This is a genomic window from Leifsonia sp. 10L418 (assembly GCF_056395445.1).
Genome location: NZ_JBFTJN010000011.1, coordinates 1 through 17,989, shown reverse-complemented (window position 1 = coordinate 17,989; position 17,989 = coordinate 1). Strand labels below are relative to the sequence as shown.

Genomic DNA, 17,989 nt, shown 5'->3' with positions numbered 1-17,989 from the left:
AATGGGGGAGAAATTGACCGAGAAACTGAGAATCGCCGTCGTCGGAGCTGGATACTGGGGCCCCAACCTGGCCCGCAACTTCCATGCCTCTCCAGAATGGGAACTCGTCGCCATCTGCGACATTGACCACGATCGCGCAGCAGCTCTGGCCGAGCAGGTAGGTGGGGCACGCGTCGTCACGTCGCTCAGCACCTTGCTCGACGCCGAAGACATCGATGCGATAGCGATCGCCACTCCGGCACGAACCCATCACGGAATCACGCGGGACGCCTTGAACGCCGGCAAGCATGTCGTGGTCGAGAAACCGCTGGCGGACACCGGTGAGAGGGGGCGTGACATGGTGCGCGCGGCAGCCGAACGCGGCCTGGTGCTGATGGCGGACCACACGTATTGCTATACCCCTGCGGTGCAAAAGATTCGGGAGCTCATCGCTGAGGGCGCCCTGGGTGACATTCTTTTCATCGACTCGGTGCGCATCAACCTGGGCTTGATCAGACCGGATGTCGACGTGTTCTGGGATCTCGCGCCCCACGATCTGTCGATCATCGACTTTGTGCTTCCCGGGGGGCTCCATCCACTCAGTGTGTCGGCGCACGGGGCTGATCCGGTGGGCGCCGGGAAGTCATGTTTGGGGTATCTCGCGTTGCCGTTGCAGAACGGTGCGATGGCGCACGTCCACGTCAATTGGCTGAGCCCGACGAAAATTCGCCAGATGATCATCGGGGGCACCAAACGAACTCTGGTCTGGGACGATCTCAACCCGCAGCAGCGCGTCAGCGTTTACGACCGCGGCGTGGATCTGGGTCTGCAGACACTCGACGGATCGGAACGTACCGAGGCCACGATCTCGTATCGCCTGGGGGATACCTGGTCTCCAGCCCTGCCTGAGCGGGAGGCCCTCGGCGCCATGGCTGCAGAATTCGCCGCATGCATTCGTGAACAGCGACCCTCCCGAACCGACGGAGCAGCCGGCCTCCGCGTGCTGGCCGTGCTCGAGGCAGCGAATCGCAGCCTCGAAGCAGCAGGTGCTGCCGTGGTGCCGTCGACCGTCCCGGCATCCGCGGGCGCGACGGCGACTGCATCCGTCGCGCCGTCACTGTTCGTGGCACATCCAGAATCTGGCCCAGATCGAGAGTTGGTGGGAGAACACTGATGACGAAACTTGAGGGGGCCGCCGTCCTCGTGACCGGCGGCGCAGGGACGATCGGATCAGAGATCGTCGACCAACTACTCGACGCGGGCGTCGCACAAGTCGACGTTCTCGACAACCTCGTGCGTGGCCGGCTGGCGAACCTCGAGGGTGCCCTGGCGTCGGGCCGAGTGACTCTGATCGAGGGGGATTTGAGGGATCGCGATCTGGTGCACGATGTGACCAGGGGCAAGGACCTCGTGTTCCACCAGGCGGCGATCAGGATCACTCAGTGTGCTGAAGAACCCCGACTGGCGCTGGAAGTTCTCGTTGACGGAACGTTCAACGTCATCGAGGCGGCGGTCGAACATTCAGTGAGCAAACTGATCTCCGCGTCGAGCGCATCCGTCTACGGACTCGCGGAGCAGTTCCCCACGACCGAACGCCACCACCACCACAACAACGACACCTTTTATGGTGCGGCGAAATCGTTCAACGAGGGCATGCTGCGCAGCTTCCGGGCGATGAACGGGCTCGATTATGTGGGGCTTCGCTACTTCAATGTGTACGGACCCCGGATGGATGTGCATGGGCTCTATACCGAGGTGCTGGTGCGTTGGATGGAGCGCATCGCCGACGGGAAACCGCCGCTGATCTTCGGTGACGGCCTGCAGACGATGGATTTCGTCTTCACCCGGGACATCGCACGGGCGAACCTCCTTGCCGCGGCGAGCGACGTTCGCGAAGGCATCTTCAACATCGCGAGTGGAACCGAGACGAGCCTGCTCGGTCTGGCCGAGGCTCTGCTCGCCGCGATGGGGTCGGATCTCTCGGTCGAGCATGGCCCGGAGCGGGCGGTGAACGGGGTGGCCCGGAGGCTCGCCGACACCTCTGCGGCCCGTGACACTCTCAATTTTGAGGCGTCGGTGTCGCTCGAAGACGGACTACGGGAACTCGTCGAGTGGTGGGAACCGTTGCGCGACGAAATCGCCGCGGGGCGATCGTTGGTGACGTCATGACCCGCATCAATGTGATGAAGCCATGGATGGGCTCGGAGGAGATGCTCGCACTCAGCGAGGTGATCGCATCGGGGTGGGTGGCCCAGGGGCCGAAGGTGGCGCAGTTCGAGCGCGAGTTCGCCGCTGCGATGCAAGCCGGCCACGCCGTCGCCACCTCGAATTGCACAACCGCCCTGCACTTGGCGCTCATCGTGGCGGGTGTCGGCGCCGGCGACGAGGTGATCGTCCCGTCGTTCTCGTTCATCGCCACCGCGAACGCGCCGACGTATGTTGGAGCGCGACCGATCTTTATCGACGTCGACCCCGCCACCGGCTGTGTCACGGCAGACGGCGTGGTAGCCGCCATCACCCCGCGCACGCGTGCCGTGATCGTGGTTGATCAGGGTGGCATTCCGGTCGACCTCGATTCCATACGCGCGGTGTGTGATCCGCGGGGCCTCGTTGTCATCGAAGACGCCGCCTGCGGGGCCGGATCCACCTATCGCGGCCGCCCGGTGGGGGCGGGCGCCGATCTCGCCGCGTGGTCCTTCCACCCGCGCAAACTGTTGACCACGGGGGAGGGGGGAATGCTGACAACCTCGAATGCCGAATGGGCGGAGCGGGCACGGCGGTTGAGAGAACACGCCATGAGCGTCTCGGCCAGCGACCGGCAGTCACACGTGCTTGCGCCGGCCGAGGAATATCTGGAGATCGGCTTCAACTACCGGATGACCGACCTGCAGGCGGCCGTGGGCATCGCGCAACTCGGGCGTCTGCCCGAGATTGTGCGCAGGCGTCGTGAGATCGCCGACGGCTACACCGCGGCGCTTCAGGGCATCGACGGGCTCCGCCCGGTCGGCGACCCCGATTGGGGCACCTCGAACTTCCAGTCCTACTGGGTCGAGGTCCAGCCCGAGTTTCCGACCGATCGCGACGGCCTGCTCGTGGCGCTCGCGGAAGCCGACATTTCCGCGCGGCGGGGCATCATGGCCGCGCACCGCCAACCGGCCTACTGGACTACCGAGACCGGCGACGCATCGCTCGGAGTGACGGAACGCCTCACCGACAACACGCTGATTCTGCCGTTGTTCCACCAAATGACGGAGGAGGAACAGCGCCGCGTCGTCGATGTGCTGCGCGCGAGCTCCGCCGCACGGGCCGGCGCGGGCGGCAGGCTCTCATGAGAGACCTAATCCTGCTCGCGGCCAGTGGGCTGGCCAGGGAACTCGCATCGGCGGATCTGAGCGACTGCCGGGTGGTCGGTGTGCTCGATGACAATCGCGCGCTGCACGGTACTGAGTGTGCCGGTGCGACGGTGCTGGGCGGGGTTGCGCTCGCGGCCGAACTCGATGCCTACTTCGTGTTGTGCATGGGGTCCGGGCGTGCGCGTCGCCACGGGCGTCAGCGCCTCGCCGAGCTCGGCGTCGTCGATTCGCGTTTCGCCACGGTCATCGACGCCTCGGTGCGCGTGCCGGAATCCTGCCAGGTCGGTGTCGGAAGCGTTGTGCTCGCTGGGACCGTGCTGACCGCATCCGTCACCGTGGGGCGTCACGTCGTGCTCATGCCCCACGTCACGCTCACCCACGACAACGTGGTCGACGACTTCGCGACGCTCGCGGCCGGCGTCTCCCTGGGCGGCTCGGTGCACGTGGGCGAAGCCGCCTCCCTCGGAATGAACTCCTCGGTGCGACAGGGGCTTCTCGTCGGCCCCGACGCCGTCGTCGGCATGGGCGCGGTGGTGCTGGAGCACGTTCCGGATGCCGAGACCTGGGTGGGCGTCCCCGCACGCGCGATCGAGAGGACGGTGCGAGCATGAAGGTTCCGTTCCTCGATTTGGCCGCGCAGCAGGCTGAGATCGCCGAGGAAGTGCTTCCGGTGTGGGAGCGCCTCTTTGCGACAGCCGGCTTCATCGGCGGAGAACAGGTCGACGCATTCGAGCGTGAGTATGCAGAGTTCATCGGCGTGGGCCACTGCGTCGGGGTCGGCAACGGCACCGACGCTGTGGAACTTGCGCTGCGGGCGATCGGAGTGAGCTCAGACGACGAGGTGATCATGCCGGTGAACACCTTCATCGCCACCGCCGAGGCTGTCTCCCGGGTCGGTGCCGTTCCGGTCTTTGTCGACGTCGACCCCGAACATCTGCTGATCGACCCGACCGCCGTCGAGGCGGCGATCACCCCGCGCACGCGGGCGATCATTCCCGTGCACCTGTACGGCCAGACTGCGCCGATGGAGGAGCTCGTCGCGATCGCCATGCGGCACGGGCTCTTCGTCGTCGAAGACGCCGCCCAGTCGCAGGGCGCGTCGTCGTCGGTCGGTCGTGCCGGCGCGATCGGCCACGTCGCGGCGACGAGCTTCTACCCGGGCAAGAATCTCGGCGCGGCCGGCGACGCGGGCGCGGTACTCACCGACGACCCGGACATCGCGGAACGGGTGAGAAACCTCGGTGCTCACGGCAGCTCGGTGAAGTATGTGCACGACCGGGTGGGGGTGAACTCGCGCCTCGACGCAGTGCAGGCTGCGGTCTTGCGCGCGAAGCTGCGCCGACTCGACAACTGGAACGCCGCGCGCCGGGCCGGAGCTGCTCGTTACTCCGAGCAACTTGCCGAGGTGCCCGGAGTGCGAGTGCCCACCGTGCGACCGGGTAACGAAGACGTCTGGCATCTCTACGTCGTGCAGGTCGATGAGCGCGCCCGGGTGCTTGCCGAGCTCACTGCTGCGGGCATCGGCGCCGCCATCCACTATCCGACGCCGCTGCATCTCACGGCGGCCTATGCCGGCCTCGGCTATCGACAAGGCCAGTTCCCGGTCGCGGAGGCTGCGGGCGATCGCATCCTGTCGCTTCCGATGTTCCCGCATCTCACCTCTGACCTGCAGGCGATGGTCGTCGCCGAGCTCACCACTGCCACGACGGCGAGGGGATCCGGGCGATGAATGACGCGACCAACGGGGCATCGATGCTCACAGTACTGGTGCATCTCAACAGCCTTGAGCTGGGCGGCACGCAGATCAACGCTGTCGATCTTGCGGCGGAGATGCGCGGTCGTGGCGTCGAATCGATCCTGTTGGGCGCCCGTGACACCATTCCGGATGGCCCGTCGCTGATTGAGGTCGCAGCGGCGCGTGGTCTGCAGATCTCTCTCTACGATCCCGCGCCGAGCATCTTTCCGCGTGCGCGCCAGATCACCGCCTTCGCCCGCCGACACCACGTCGATCTCGTGCACGTCTACGGATCATGGGGTGGCGGCGCACGACCGACCTACTGGGGGCCTTCCCGGTTTGCACGGACGCCGTGGGTGCAGACCGTGTACGAGATGAGCGTGTCGCCCAAGCTCTACCGTCGTGTGCCGATGATCGTCGGTACGGGCTATCAGCGCGATGAGCAGCAGGACCGCCCGGGGCGAACCATCCTCATCAGCCCGCCCGTCGATCTGATTGAGAATCACCCCGACGTGCACGACCGGACGCAGTTTCGCCGTGTGAGTCGAATCGATGACGGCCCGCTCTTGGTCATCGTCAGCCGGCTTGACGCCAGCATGAAGTCCATCCCTGCCTTCGCCGCGATCGACGCGATGCGCATGCTTGCACCGATGGGAGCAAGCCTTGCGCTTGTTGGCACGGGCGACAATGTGGCTGCGACCCAGGCCAGAGCGGATGCCGTCAACGAGGAGGTGGGCAGAGACGCCGTGCGGCTGATCGGGCCGATGGCCGACCCACGACCCGCCTACGCCGCAGCCGACATTATGCTCGGGATGGGCGGCTCCGCCGCACGGTCATTGGCATTCGCGAAACCGCTCGTCGTGCAAGGTGAAGCGGGATGGTCGATGCTGTTCGAGCCGTCGTCCGCCGAGACCCTCGCACGATCCAGTTACTGGAGTCCCGAGGCAGTTCCTGACCCTGCCGCGCGGCTTGCCGCGATCGTCTCACCACTTCTTGCCGACGCCGAGCGGCGCACCGAACTCGGCAGTTTCGGTCGGGCTTTCGCCGAGGAACACTTCTCCCTCACCGCGATGGCCGACCGGCTCAGCGACTTCTACCGCACTGTCCAGGGCGAGTACACGAGCCGGGATTGGCTCGCCGACCTGCCGTTCGAAGGGCGAACGCTTTCCGCCAAGGTCGTCCGCGCGACTCGACACGCGCTGCGTCTCGCGCCGATCTCGGAGGAGGGTGCGTGATGGAGGTCGAGCGGAAGCGGGACGCCCCTGCCGAACTCTTCACCGACGTACCTGAGGTCGGGGGAGCGCCGAACGCGCTGCCGCCGATGGAATCGGCCCCTCCGCTCGATGTCGGGCGCAGTGCTGCCGCGGGAGTCGTCTGGCTGACGGTTCAAAAATGGGCGATTCGAGTGCTCAGCTTTGTGACGATCGCGGTGCTCACCCGACTGCTCAGCCCGGCGGATTTCGGCGCCGTGGCGGCAGCCTCGACGGTGCTGCCGTTCTTCTTCCTGCTCGCCGATCTCGGGTTCGCCGCCTACATCGTTCAGGTCGAGAAGACCGACCGAACAATGCTGAGCACCGCCTTTTGGTTCTCGATGACGGCGGGGATACTGCTCTGCGGGTGTGTCTTCTTCGCCGCGCCGCTGCTCGGCGCGGTCTTCGGATCCGCCGGCGTCGTACCGGTTCTGCAGGTGCTCTCGCTCTGGGTCGTCGTCACCGCAATCGGCTCGGTTCCGACAGCCCTCCTGCGCCGCGACATGCGGTTCCGGGCGATCGCGGCGCAGGGAGCGGCGGCTGCCGTCGTAGCCCAAGTCGTCGCGATCTTCATGGCATTGTCCGGCCTTGGAGTCTGGGCTCTCGTTGCACAGTCGCTCGTGGCAGCCGTCATCTCGACCGTGCTGGCGTGGTGGGCGGTCACCTGGCATCCGACGTTTGAGTTTTCACGAACGGACTTCGTGCGGATGGCGCGCTTCGGCGGTCAGGTGCTGGGGGTCGAGTTCGTTGCAATGCTCCGTGCCTGGGGTGAGGCCGCCGTCATCTCGGCGACCCTCGGTCTTGCGGCACTCGGGTATATGAGCATCGCCCAGCGCCTCGTGCAAATCGTGCAGGACCTGACGGGAAGTGCGATAGTCCCGGTCACCAACGTCGCCTTCGCCAAGATTCGCGATTCGGCCGCGCGATTGCGCGATGCCTACCTCCGCGCGCTCAAAGTGACCTACGCCGCTTTGTCGTTGCCGCTCACCATCGTTGCCGTCGCGGCCCCGCTGATGATCCCGATTCTTTTCGGCGACGGGTGGCAGCAGAGCTATCAGGTGGCGCAGGTGCTCGCGCTCGCCGGCACACTCTCGGTTGGAGCATGGCTGGATCATGGCTTGTTCTACGGGTTGGGCAGGCCCGGCGCCTGGTTCGTCTACGCCGTGATCATCGACCTGCTGACTTTCGCCACCACCGTCTTCACCGTGCGGTGGGGACTCGTCGCCGTCGCCGTCGGATTCTTGTGCGTTGCGACCCTAGCCACGTTCGTCCGTTGGTTCCTCGTCGCACGTGCTCTGCAGACGCGCCCGCGCGTGATCGCCGGTCCGTTCGTCTATCTGGTCATCGCCGTCGTATGCATGGCAGCGGCCGGGTGGGGCGTCAAGCTCTGGACGGCTGCACTTCCGCCCTGGCTTTCGATTGTTCTGATCGTGCTCGCGATGCTCGCGGTGCACATCGGGATCACGCTCCTGATGGCCCGGCCCGCAATTCATGAAGCGCTCAGGATCGCGAGTCGGTTCGGGATCGGCGCACGTTTTCAGTTCCTCGCGCGGATGCGAGAGCAGTCATGACCGCCGCCCCGGGGCTGGCCACTCGAGTGGGCGGACAAACGGTCGCGCTGACGCTTCGCGTCGTCACCGCGGCGACCGGGATGCTGCCGCCACGCATCCGCTACGGGTATGTGCACCGGATCACTCAGGTTTTTCTGCGCAAGCCGCTCCCGGAATTGCGCGCACGGATGGCCGATTCGATATCGGGGTCGTCGGCGCCGGCCGGATGCGCCGAAGATCTCACCTGCGTCCTCGGGGTTGGCGCACTCGACATCGGCGGGATCGGCTCGGTCGTCGAGGTGCTCGCCACCTGGCTTCCGGCGGCCGGGGTCACCCCGGCCGTTGTCTGCCTCGGTGACGGTGTGCGTGCACAACGCATCCGCGACCTGGGTATCGAGGTGCGTTCCGTATTCGATGGTGCGACGGCGCTCCGCGCGATCGACGAACTCCGCCCGGATGTCATTCAGCTCCACGGTGCCCCGGCCTTTCTTGAAGCGGCCGCCCAGGAGAACGGAGCGCCGCTCGTGCCGGTGATGCACAACACAGAGATCCACTTCTCCCGTGCCAGATGGCGCAGGTTGTCGGAGCTTCTCAGCCGATCCGCTTCCGCCGTCGCCGTCAGCGAGCTTGTCCGCACGTTCCACGCGGCTCACCTGCCGGTGCTGCTCCGGTCGCGGATCGCGGTGATCCCGAACGCTGCGCCGGGAAGCCGTGCGCCCGACGCCGAGCAGCGTCGTGTCGCCCGCGAGAGTCTTGAGCGCGCCGTTGGCGGTCGTTTTCACGATGACGTCGTCTTCGTCTGCCTTGCCCGGTACGACGCGCAGAAGAACATCGCCGGGACGGTTGCCTCATTTCTGGCGTGCGTTGCGGCAGGCGTGCCGGCACAGCTCGTGATCGCGGGCGAACCATCCGACTGGGTCGAATTTCGGCGATCCGACGCGATCCGACGCGGCAGTCGAGATGCCGACCGGGTGCATCTGCTCGCCAGCTCTGACGCACGGACGCTCCTTGCCGCCGCCGACGCCTTCGTTCTCAACTCCTTCTTCGAGGGATGGCCTGTTGCCGCGACGGAAGCGTGGACCGCGGGTCTGCCGCTCATCCTGAGCGATGTCGGGGGAGCACGTGAGCTTGTTGCCCGCGATCCCGCTCGATCGGTTCTCATTGCCAACGGGGCGGGAGAGGCGAGCGTCGTGACCGACGCACGGGTTGAGCGTGCACGGTGGAGCGCGGGACACCAGCGAAATGCGTCCGAGTTCGGGGATGCCATCCGTCGCGTCGTCGACACGGTGCAGCGCGAACGTGTGGCGCCGATCCCGCCGCGCGACGCGGCCGACGGTGTCGTCGCCATGATCGAGGCGCACGCGCGTGTGCTGCGGGACGCAGCAGGTCGAAGTTCCTCCGGAAGTTCGACCCGGCCGGGCCGATTTACGGGCGATGAAGTGAGAGGGGCGGTCGCGACATGAGTCGAGGGGCACAACTGATCGGGAAGACGCGCCGAGCGCTGGCCGTCGGCCTGCCCGGGATCGCGCAGCGTATCGCGCAGCGGGCCTACCGCAAAACGGGCGCGGCAGACCTCCTCTTCAATCTCGACCTGGATGACCTCCTCGTCGACGTGCCCGCCGAGCTGCCCGTGCCCGCGACTCGTCCGGAGCAGGGCCGACCGCTTCGCATCGGCTGGGTGACCACGCCGCCGGCGGCAGGATCAGGCGGGCACACCACGCTCTTCCGAATCGTCGAGGCACTGGAGGCAGCGGGGCACAACAGCGTGCTGTTCCTCTACGACAAGCACGGTCTCGACGTCGCACGCCTGACTTCGGTAATCCGGGAGTACTGGCCGGGCATGCAGGCCGAAATTCGGGATGCGCGTGCCGGGATCGCGGATGTCGATGCGGTCGTCGCGACCTCGTGGGAGTCCGCGCACGTGATCGTCAAGTACGCGCGCTCGCCGATGCGGCGCCTCTATTTCATTCAGGACTACGAGCCGTATTTCTACGGGCACGGTGCCGAGTCCGCGCTGGCTGCGATGACCTACCGGCTTCCGTTCCGTCGCATCGCACTCGGCGAAATGCTCGACGGGATGATCCGCGAGCAGACCGGGCTCGCCAGCGATGTCGTACCGTTCGGCTGCGACTCGGCCGTGTACCACTTGCCCGCCGTTGGAACCGTGCGCAGCGGAATCGTCTTCTACTGTCGTCCGGACTTCCCGCGCCGCGGCTATCAGCTCGCCTGCATCGCGCTCATGGTGTTCCACCGGAGACACCCTGACCAGGAGATCCACGTGTATGGGGCGCCGCCGCGAGGACTCAACATCCCCATCACTTTCCACGGGCGCATGACGACCAGTGCGTTGAACGACCTGTACGGGCGGACGATCGCCGGACTCGCGATGTCCTTCACCAACATCACCCTCGTTGCAGAGGAGATGCTCGCCGCGGGCAACATCCCGGTTGTCAATGACATTCCGCTCGCGCGCCAGGTGCTGCCCAATCCCCATGTGCTCTGGGCGGAGCCGACCGCTGTCGCGCTGGCCGACGCGCTGAGCGCTGCTGTGACCGCCGACGACCTCGCCGGCCGCGCAGCGGATGCCGCGGCATCCGTCGTCGGACGGTCGTGGAAGCCGACCCAGGACGCCGTCGTCCGCATCATCGTCGAGGAGGTGACGGGAGCATGACCGCAACAACTATTGTTCAGCCGCCGCACGTGCTCATCATCGTGCAGAATCTACCGGTCCCACTGGATCGGAGGGTGTGGCTGGAATGCCAGGCGCTGATCGCACGGGGGTACCGAGTCAGTGTGATCTGCCCGAAGGGGCCAGGCGACCCCGGATATCAGCACCTCGACGGAGTGGACATCTACAAGTACCGCCCTGCGCCGGAGGCGGAAGGACTCGTCGGATTCGCCTGGGAGTTCGCGTACAGCTGGGTGCGCACTGCGTGGCTGTCAACGCGGGTGCGACGCAATCGACGATTCCACATCATGCAGTCGTGCAATCCACCCGACACATTTTGGCTGCTGGCACTTCTCTGGCGTCCCTTCGGAGTCACATTCGTCTTCGACCACCACGATTTGAATCCCGAGCTCTTCATTTCCAGGTTCGGTGAGCCGCAGGGCGGGGCGAGGTCTCTCGAGTACCGCGGCCTGCTGTGGCTCGAACGCCGAACACTCCGCGCCGCGCATCGGATCATCTCGACGAACGAGTCGTACAAAGCTGTTGCAATCCGACGCGGAGGCCGCCGACCAGAGGAGGTGACGGTTGTACGCAGCGGACCGGACACCCGTCAGATGCGCCCGATCTACCCCGCGCGACCACGACCTTCCGATGAGATCAATCTGGTCTACCTCGGCATTATGGGCCCCCAGGACGGAGTCGACCAGGTGCTTCTCGTCGTTGACGAACTGGTGCACCATCGTGGACGCACGAATGTGACTGTCACCCTCCTCGGTTTCGGCGACTGCCTCGAGAACCTCAAGGCGCAATCGGCCGAACTGGGACTCGGAGAGTATGTCACCTTCACTGGACGCGTGGACCGCGCGGCGATCGCGGAGCACCTCAGCCGGGCCGACATCGGACTCTGCCCGGACTTGAAGACCCCACTCAACGATCTGTCGACGATGAACAAGACGATGGAGTACATGTCGTATGGGCTACCGGCCGTGTCCTACGACCTGATCGAGACTCGCGTCTCCGGCGGAGACGCGCTGCTCTACGTCCCCTCGAGCGATATCACGGCGTTCGCCGATGCCGTCGAGACGTTGATCGACGACCAGGCGCTGCGGGCCGAGCTCGGAAGGAAGGCCCGCGCGCGAGTGGCCACGCTCATGGATTGGCGGCCGCAAGCTGAGGCCTATGTCGGGGTGTTCGATGAGTTGTCCGGATTCTCGCAGGCCGGTCCGGCCGTCCCCGCGACCGAGGTCTCGCCCAGTATCGACCCAGAGGGCCGACGCTACGTCGACCTTGATGACGCCGAGGAGTTCAACCGATTCCTCATCGAACGCAGCGCGCAGGCCGAGAGGAGAAGACGATGATGCCGGCCAGGACGAGCCTCCATCACCTGCTCAGCCAGGCGGCCGCCGCGACCCCGGATTCACCGGCGTTGACCTACCGCAATGTCACCATCAGCTACGACGAGACCTGGCGGATGTCCCGCGCCGCCGCAGCACAGCTCCTTGACGTAGGCCTTCAGCGTGGCGACCGTGTGGCGATCTACCTCGAGAAGCGCTTCGAAACGGTCGCGTCGATCTTCGCCGTCTCAGCTGCCGGGGGGATATTTGTCCCGGTCAACCACGTGCTCAAAGCGACCCAGGTGTCTCACATCCTCCAGGACAGCGGCGCACGAGTGCTCATCACCTCGGCCGACCGGCTCTCTCAGCTCAGCTCTGTGCTTCCGACGACGCGTGTCGCGCACGTGATCGTCGTGGGCGATGTAGCGCCAGATCCCGCCGCATCCTGGCAGGTCCACTGTTGGGAAGACGGGCAGGCGGCGGGGGGAGTCCCGCGCCGGTCCCTTGCGATCGACATCGACCCGGCCGCGATCTTGTATACCTCCGGCAGCACTGGCAAGCCCAAGGGAGTCGTGCTCAGTCACCGCAACCTGATCGTCGGCGCCGAGAGCGTGAGCACATACCTGGAGAACACCAGCGATGACGTCATCCTCAGCGTGCTCCCGCTGAGCTTCGACGCCGGCTTGAGCCAGGTGACGACCGCCTTCTCGGTCGGCGCCCACTGCGTCCTCATGAATTACCTCCTGCCACGGGAAGTGGTCAAATTGTGCGAGCGCTACGGCGTCACTGGCCTCACCTGTGTGCCTCCGCTCTGGCTGCAATTGGCTGACTTGAACTGGCCGGAGACGGCCGCCCGTCGCATGCGGTACTGGGCCAACACGGGGGGCAGGATGCCGCGTCCGACCCTCGATCGATTGAGAGGGGTTTTCACCGGGGCCGACCCCTACCTGATGTACGGCCTCACGGAGGCGTTCCGGTCCACCTACCTTGATCCCTCGGAAGTCGATCGTCGTCCCGACTCAATCGGAAAGGCCATCCCCAATGCCGAGGTTATTGTCCTCCGACCAGACGGGACGCCGTGTGAGGCTGGTGAGGAAGGCGAACTTGTGCACCGCGGCGCCCTTGTCGCGCTCGGCTACTGGAACGACCCGATCCGTACTGCCGAACGCTATCGCCTCGTGAATCACCCGGACCAGCAGTGGCGCGCCCCCGAGCGGGCTGTCTGGTCGGGGGATACGGTGGTGGCCGACGAGGAGGGCTTCTTGTACTTCGTAGGCCGCACTGACCAGATGATCAAGACCTCGGGGTACCGGGTGAGCCCGAGCGAGATTGAGGACGCCGCGTACAGCACCGGTCTCGTGCGCGACACCGTCGCCCTCGGCGAGGATGACCCCGTTCTCGGGCAGCGGATCGTGCTGGTGGTCACACCGACGACGGCCGAACTCGACATCGCCGCGCTTGTCGCCGCACTCAAGCAAATCCTGCCCCTCTACATGGTCCCGTCCCGTATCGACGTTCGCGACGACCTGCCCCGTTCAGCCAACGGCAAATACGACCGCATGCTCCTCATGTCGGAGGTGTCCGGATGAAACCGCAGGAACACATCGCCGCGTTCGGCACTCTGGACGGCGAGCTCCGGGTCGGCGGGATTCCGCTCAGCCGGCTCGCCGCACGCGTTGGGTCGACGCCATTCTTCGCCTACGACCGCGCGCTGCTCGACCAGCGTGTCGATCGACTGCGCTCCGTGCTCCCCGCACGTGTCGAACTGAGCTTCGCGATGAAGGCAAATCCCATGCCCGCCATCGTGCAATATCTGGCACGCAGGCTCGACCGGATTGACGTCGCCTCCGGGCTTGAGCTGCGGACTGCGCTCGACACCACGATCTGGCCTGACAAGGTCAGCTTTGCGGGGCCCGGCAAGACGCCTGCGGAGATCCGGCAGGCGGTCGCAGCCGGCATTCTCGTCGAGGTCGAGTCCACTACTGAATTCCGCCGGGTGATCGCGGCGGGCGACCAGCTCGGGCTCACACCGAACGTTGCCGTGCGTGTGAACCCCGACTTCGCGGTGAAGGGATCGGGGATGCGGATGGGCGGCGGACCGCAGCAGTTCGGCATCGACGCGGAACAGGTACCTGCGGTGCTGCGCGAATACGCCACGGCGGGAGCGAACGTGCTCGGCTTCCACGTGTTCGCCGGTTCGCAGAACCTGAACGCGGCGATCATCGCCGAGGCGCAGCGGCACACCGTCGACCTGGTGAGCGGCCTCGCCGAGCACCTGCCCACTCCTGTGCGTTACCTCAACCTGGGTGGCGGATTCGGCATCCCATATGTCGAGAAGGACCAGCCGCTCGACCTGGACGCCGTCGCAGGAAACCTCCACGAGCTAGTTGACGGGCCAATCGCCGAGCGGATGCCCGAGGCGAGCCCGGTGATTGAACTTGGTCGCTATCTTGTCGGGGAGTGCGGGGTTTACGTCACCCGGGTGCTCGACCGCAAGGTGTCGCGCGGCACGACCTTCCTTGTCGTGGACGGAGGCATGCATCACCAGCTCGCCGCCTCGGGCAACTTCGGCCAGGCCATCCGTCGCAACTACCCCGTCGCGGTTGGAAATCGCGCCGAACTCGCTGCAGAAGAAAATGTCACGGTCGTGGGATGTCTCTGCACCCCTCTCGACTTGCTCGCTGATGGAGTTGAGCTGCCTCCGGCCGATATTGACGACCTCGTCGTGATCTTCCAGGCGGGCGCGTACGGCCTGACCGCCAGCCCGACCGCATTCCTCGGGCATCCCGCACCCGCGGAAGTGCTCGTCTGACCTGTCCTCGTCTCATAAAGGAGTAACCATGACTGACACCCTGAACGCCGTTCGAACCGTCCTGATCGAGGCGCTCGAGCTGCGCCAACGCCCGGAAGACCTCGAGGAGGACACCGCGTTGTTCGGCTCTCTGCCGGAACTTGACTCGTTCGGCGTCGTGAGCCTCGTGGCATCCCTCGAGGATCGCTTCGACATCACCGTCGACGACGACGAGTTCGGCGCCGAGATCTTCGAGACGGTGGGCACTCTCACTGGGTTCGTCGATGCAAAACTCGCGGCCGCTTAGCCAGGGGCCACACGGCGCCCTCCCGGGATTCGTCGCCGTCGACCGCGACGATGCGGTGATCGACGGGATGCTCGGGCGCCACGAGAGCCTGACGACGACGGCGAGCGGTCCGGCGAGACTGGCCTCGTGGGGCTTGAAATCGGTGAATCCGTCATCATCGACCTTGGCGCTCTCCCGCGTGAGGAGGACAAGCCACGGTGAAGTTTCTGCAACGGAGATCGCCGAATGCATGCGGCAGGATCCCGGGGGCCTGACGCGACTGCTCCCTCCCTTCGCCGCGGTGCGCGGTGACGAACGGGGGGTGACCATGGTGGCCGACTCGATGGGGTTCAGGCAGCTCTATCACAGCGTGCCGGATGCCGCAGGCCCGCCGGTCCTCTCCACGTCGGCCCTGTTCGCGGGGTGGATCCGTGGTGCCGAAATCGACCACACCGCGGTCGCTGTCCAATCCCTGCTCGGGTGGCAACTCGGCCAGCGCACGTTGTTCCGCGAGGTCGACAAGCTCGCCCCCGGTGCGATCGCCCACCTCGGCACCGACGGTGTGCGAGTGAGCGCGACGGAACGAGAGGCCGAGGCCGGGATTTCACTGGAGGAGGCTGTGTTCGCGGCCGCTGCGATACTGCGTGTGTCGTTGGAGGCACTCCTGGACGACCACCCCGACGCGGTGCTGCAACTCACTGGCGGACAGGATTCCCGTCTGCTCCTCAGCGCCATCCCTGTCGCCCGACGGCGAGGGCTCAGCGCTATGACGCTGGGTGCGCCGGGCAGCGGTGACGTCATCATCGCCCGGCAGCTCGCCGAGCGTTACGGGATGCGGCACGACGTACACGGCCTCGCAGCTCTCGACGGGGTGAATGCCGCGGGGGCGTGGGAACTCGTGCAGGAGGCTGCGATGCGACTGGACGGAATGTCAGATCCGGTTGCCCTCGCCGCCCTCACCGTCGCGGAGCGCGACTTCGATCAGGGTGTGCGGATCTCGGGACTCGGCGGGGAGATTGCCCGTGGCTTTTACTATGTCGGCGCCGTGCGGGAGCGGGCATTTACGCGAAAGGATGCGGAGCAGCTCGCGGGGTGGCGCATGTTCGCGAACGAAGCCGTCGAGCCGGGCCTGCTCGACCCAGAGTTCTCGTCGTGGGCGCGCTCGACGGCCGACGATGAGGTGGCCTCCGCCCTGTCGGCGGCAGGGGGCGAGTGGTTCAGGGCCACGGACGAGTTGTACCTGCGGCACCGCATGCAGCGATGGGCGGGGATCACCGACACCGCGGTCGGCGCTCAACGGATAATTGTCAACCCGATGCTGTGCCAGGAGTTTCTCAGTATCGCCTCGAGGCTGTCTCCGGAGGACAAAGCGCATTCGCTGTTCCTCGCCCGACTGCAGATGGAACTCGACCCGGAGCTGGGCAGAATCCCCCTCGAGGGACGCTCGGCCCCGATTGCCACGGCGTACCCGAACCCGTGGCGATCGGCAGCCGGTGCCCTGAATACGGGACGCCGTGTGGCTCGAAAGGTCGGCCAACGTCTTCGGCACGGTAATCGTCCTCCGGTCGGGGGTTTCCAGCTCGCGGGGAAGGTCGTGGAACACTGGCGCACGCATCCGGAGGTGCTGTCGGCGACGGAGCTGACGACCTTCATCCGAGCGGACTGGATCGACGACATGCTCGCTGGGCGAGTCGTACCGCGACCGAGTTCGGTCGCCTTTCTGGCTAACCTCATCGTGGCGAGCGGTGCTCGAGTCCCACGGGGCGACCCGACGGGCGCGCGATGACGCATTTCCCTGATGCCGACAATGTCTCGGCCAAGTCCGGCGCCTCCTTCCGACGCAGACGCTTGGCGGCCTTTCTCGCGATCGTGCTCGTGCTCGTGCTGGCGGCGACAGCAGGCCTGTGGTTCCTGGGCACGGCAACTGCGGCTCCCGACACAATCATGGGCAGCTCGGCTCCAACGAAGCTGGCGCAAAACTCGGACTCCAATGGGGTCGAGGTCGGCACGCGGTTCAGCGTGCTCGCCGACGGCACGGCCACCGGGATGCGCTTTTGGAAGGTTTCCGCAGCCCCCGGGTCCCATGAGGGAACCCTCTGGACGGCTCAAGGAAAGAAGCTCGCGACGGCCACTTTCGCGGGCGAGACGAGTTCCGGTTGGCAGTCCGCGGAGTTCGACGATGAGATCGCGCTGCAGGCGGGTCAGACGTATGTCGTCTCCTACTACGCCGCGGCGGGGCGTTACGCGGTGACGGAGGAGTACAGCGGGACCTCCCTTTCGCCCGATCTGGAGATCTCCCCGGGATTCGGCCTCTTCACCTACGGATCTGCGACGCGTTTTCCCACCGACACCTACCGCAACAGCTCGTACTGGGTGGACGTGGTGTTCACGCCAGACTCGCCGCTCGACCAGAGGAAGACCGGCACGGCGTCGACACGACCTGCTGCGGCGCCGGCGCCGGCGCCGGCGCCGACGCCGACTCCGACACCGACGCCAGTTCAGCCCACACTGGTCGAAGGATTTCCGTCGGAGGATACAACGGGAGTGCCCACCGGAACCGCACTCTCCCCGTATACCGGGCCGTGCCGGATCACGACCGCCGGAACCGTCATCGACGCCAAGACGGTGAACTGCACCCTGCAGGTTGAAGCGCAGGGTGTCGTGATCACCCGTTCAGTCATCAACGGAACTGTATTCACCGAGGAGGGCGGCGTCGGATCTTTCGCGATCAGTGATAGTGAGGTCGTCATCGGAGCCGAGATGGGAACCGGGATCGGTGATGCCCGCTTCACGGCCACCCGAGTAGAAGTGACCGGCGGAAATCGGTCAGTGAACTGCTCCCTCGATTGCACCATCGCCGACTCCTATCTCCACGGTCAGTTCCGTGACGCAGAGGGCAAGGCGCATGAATCCGGAATTCGGATGGGGTCAGGCTCTGTGATCCGCGGCAACACCATCGCCTGCGACGCACCCGATGTGGCCCCGGATGCCGGATGCTCGGCTGCCCTGACCGGCTACGGTGACTTCGCGGTCGTGAAGAACA

General features: G+C 65.9%; 15 protein-coding genes. All 15 read left to right on the top strand.

The window, feature by feature from the left end; genetic code table 11:
• The first annotated feature begins 1 nt into the window (after position 1).
• A complete protein-coding gene (locus AC1DCF_RS17930) occupies positions 2-1,153 on the top strand; it encodes a Gfo/Idh/MocA family protein (protein WP_477212168.1) in 1,152 nt (383 codons plus the stop codon).
• Positions 1,153-2,148 (top strand): NAD-dependent epimerase/dehydratase family protein, encoded by a 996-nt coding sequence (locus AC1DCF_RS17925; RefSeq protein WP_477212167.1) that lies wholly within the window; start codon positions 1,153-1,155, stop codon positions 2,146-2,148. Before AC1DCF_RS17930 ends, AC1DCF_RS17925 begins: the two co-directional genes overlap by 1 nt.
• The gene (locus AC1DCF_RS17920; RefSeq protein WP_477212166.1) at positions 2,145-3,311 is read left to right on the top strand and encodes a DegT/DnrJ/EryC1/StrS family aminotransferase; all 1,167 of its coding nucleotides are present in this window, start codon (positions 2,145-2,147) and stop codon (positions 3,309-3,311) included. The genes AC1DCF_RS17925 and AC1DCF_RS17920 overlap by 4 nt, the downstream gene beginning before the upstream one ends.
• Positions 3,308-3,943 (top strand): NeuD/PglB/VioB family sugar acetyltransferase, encoded by a 636-nt coding sequence (locus AC1DCF_RS17915; RefSeq protein ID WP_477212165.1) that lies wholly within the window; start codon positions 3,308-3,310, stop codon positions 3,941-3,943. The genes AC1DCF_RS17920 and AC1DCF_RS17915 overlap by 4 nt, the downstream gene beginning before the upstream one ends.
• A complete protein-coding gene (locus AC1DCF_RS17910) occupies positions 3,940-5,061 on the top strand; it encodes a DegT/DnrJ/EryC1/StrS family aminotransferase (protein ID WP_477212164.1) in 1,122 nt (373 codons plus the stop codon). Before AC1DCF_RS17915 ends, AC1DCF_RS17910 begins: the two co-directional genes overlap by 4 nt.
• Positions 5,058-6,302: a glycosyltransferase family 4 protein gene (locus AC1DCF_RS17905; RefSeq protein WP_477212163.1), complete on the top strand. Its 1,245-nt coding sequence runs from the start codon at positions 5,058-5,060 to the stop codon at positions 6,300-6,302. Before AC1DCF_RS17910 ends, AC1DCF_RS17905 begins: the two co-directional genes overlap by 4 nt.
• Complete coding sequence (locus AC1DCF_RS17900; RefSeq protein WP_477212227.1) at positions 6,302-7,888, top strand: lipopolysaccharide biosynthesis protein; 1,587 nt, start codon at positions 6,302-6,304, stop codon at positions 7,886-7,888. The genes AC1DCF_RS17905 and AC1DCF_RS17900 overlap by 1 nt, the downstream gene beginning before the upstream one ends.
• The gene (locus AC1DCF_RS17895; RefSeq protein ID WP_477212162.1) at positions 7,885-9,330 is read left to right on the top strand and encodes a glycosyltransferase family 4 protein; all 1,446 of its coding nucleotides are present in this window, start codon (positions 7,885-7,887) and stop codon (positions 9,328-9,330) included. Before AC1DCF_RS17900 ends, AC1DCF_RS17895 begins: the two co-directional genes overlap by 4 nt.
• Entirely contained in the window at positions 9,327-10,538 is a 1,212-nt protein-coding gene (locus AC1DCF_RS17890; RefSeq protein WP_477212161.1) for a rhamnosyltransferase WsaF family glycosyltransferase, read from the top strand. The genes AC1DCF_RS17895 and AC1DCF_RS17890 overlap by 4 nt, the downstream gene beginning before the upstream one ends.
• On the top strand, positions 10,535-11,893 hold the full coding sequence (locus AC1DCF_RS17885; protein WP_477212160.1) for a glycosyltransferase family 4 protein: 1,359 nt from the start codon (positions 10,535-10,537) through the stop codon (positions 11,891-11,893). Before AC1DCF_RS17890 ends, AC1DCF_RS17885 begins: the two co-directional genes overlap by 4 nt.
• Positions 11,890-13,458, top strand: coding sequence for an acyl-CoA ligase (AMP-forming), exosortase A system-associated (locus AC1DCF_RS17880; RefSeq protein WP_477212159.1), 1,569 nt, complete (start codon positions 11,890-11,892; stop codon positions 13,456-13,458). The genes AC1DCF_RS17885 and AC1DCF_RS17880 overlap by 4 nt, the downstream gene beginning before the upstream one ends.
• On the top strand, positions 13,455-14,681 hold the full coding sequence (locus tag AC1DCF_RS17875; RefSeq protein ID WP_477212158.1) for a pyridoxal-dependent decarboxylase, exosortase A system-associated: 1,227 nt from the start codon (positions 13,455-13,457) through the stop codon (positions 14,679-14,681). Before AC1DCF_RS17880 ends, AC1DCF_RS17875 begins: the two co-directional genes overlap by 4 nt.
• Before the next feature lie 28 nt (positions 14,682-14,709).
• Positions 14,710-14,967: an acyl carrier protein gene (locus tag AC1DCF_RS17870; protein WP_441791960.1), complete on the top strand. Its 258-nt coding sequence runs from the start codon at positions 14,710-14,712 to the stop codon at positions 14,965-14,967.
• Positions 14,945-16,732 carry a hypothetical protein gene (locus AC1DCF_RS17865; RefSeq protein ID WP_477212157.1) on the top strand — a complete coding sequence of 596 codons (1,788 nt, stop codon included), beginning with the start codon at positions 14,945-14,947 and terminating at the stop codon, positions 16,730-16,732. Before AC1DCF_RS17870 ends, AC1DCF_RS17865 begins: the two co-directional genes overlap by 23 nt.
• The coding region (locus AC1DCF_RS17860; RefSeq protein WP_477212156.1) for a DUF4082 domain-containing protein at positions 16,729-17,989 on the top strand (1,261 nt) is incomplete at its 3' end. The genes AC1DCF_RS17865 and AC1DCF_RS17860, both read left to right, overlap by 4 nt.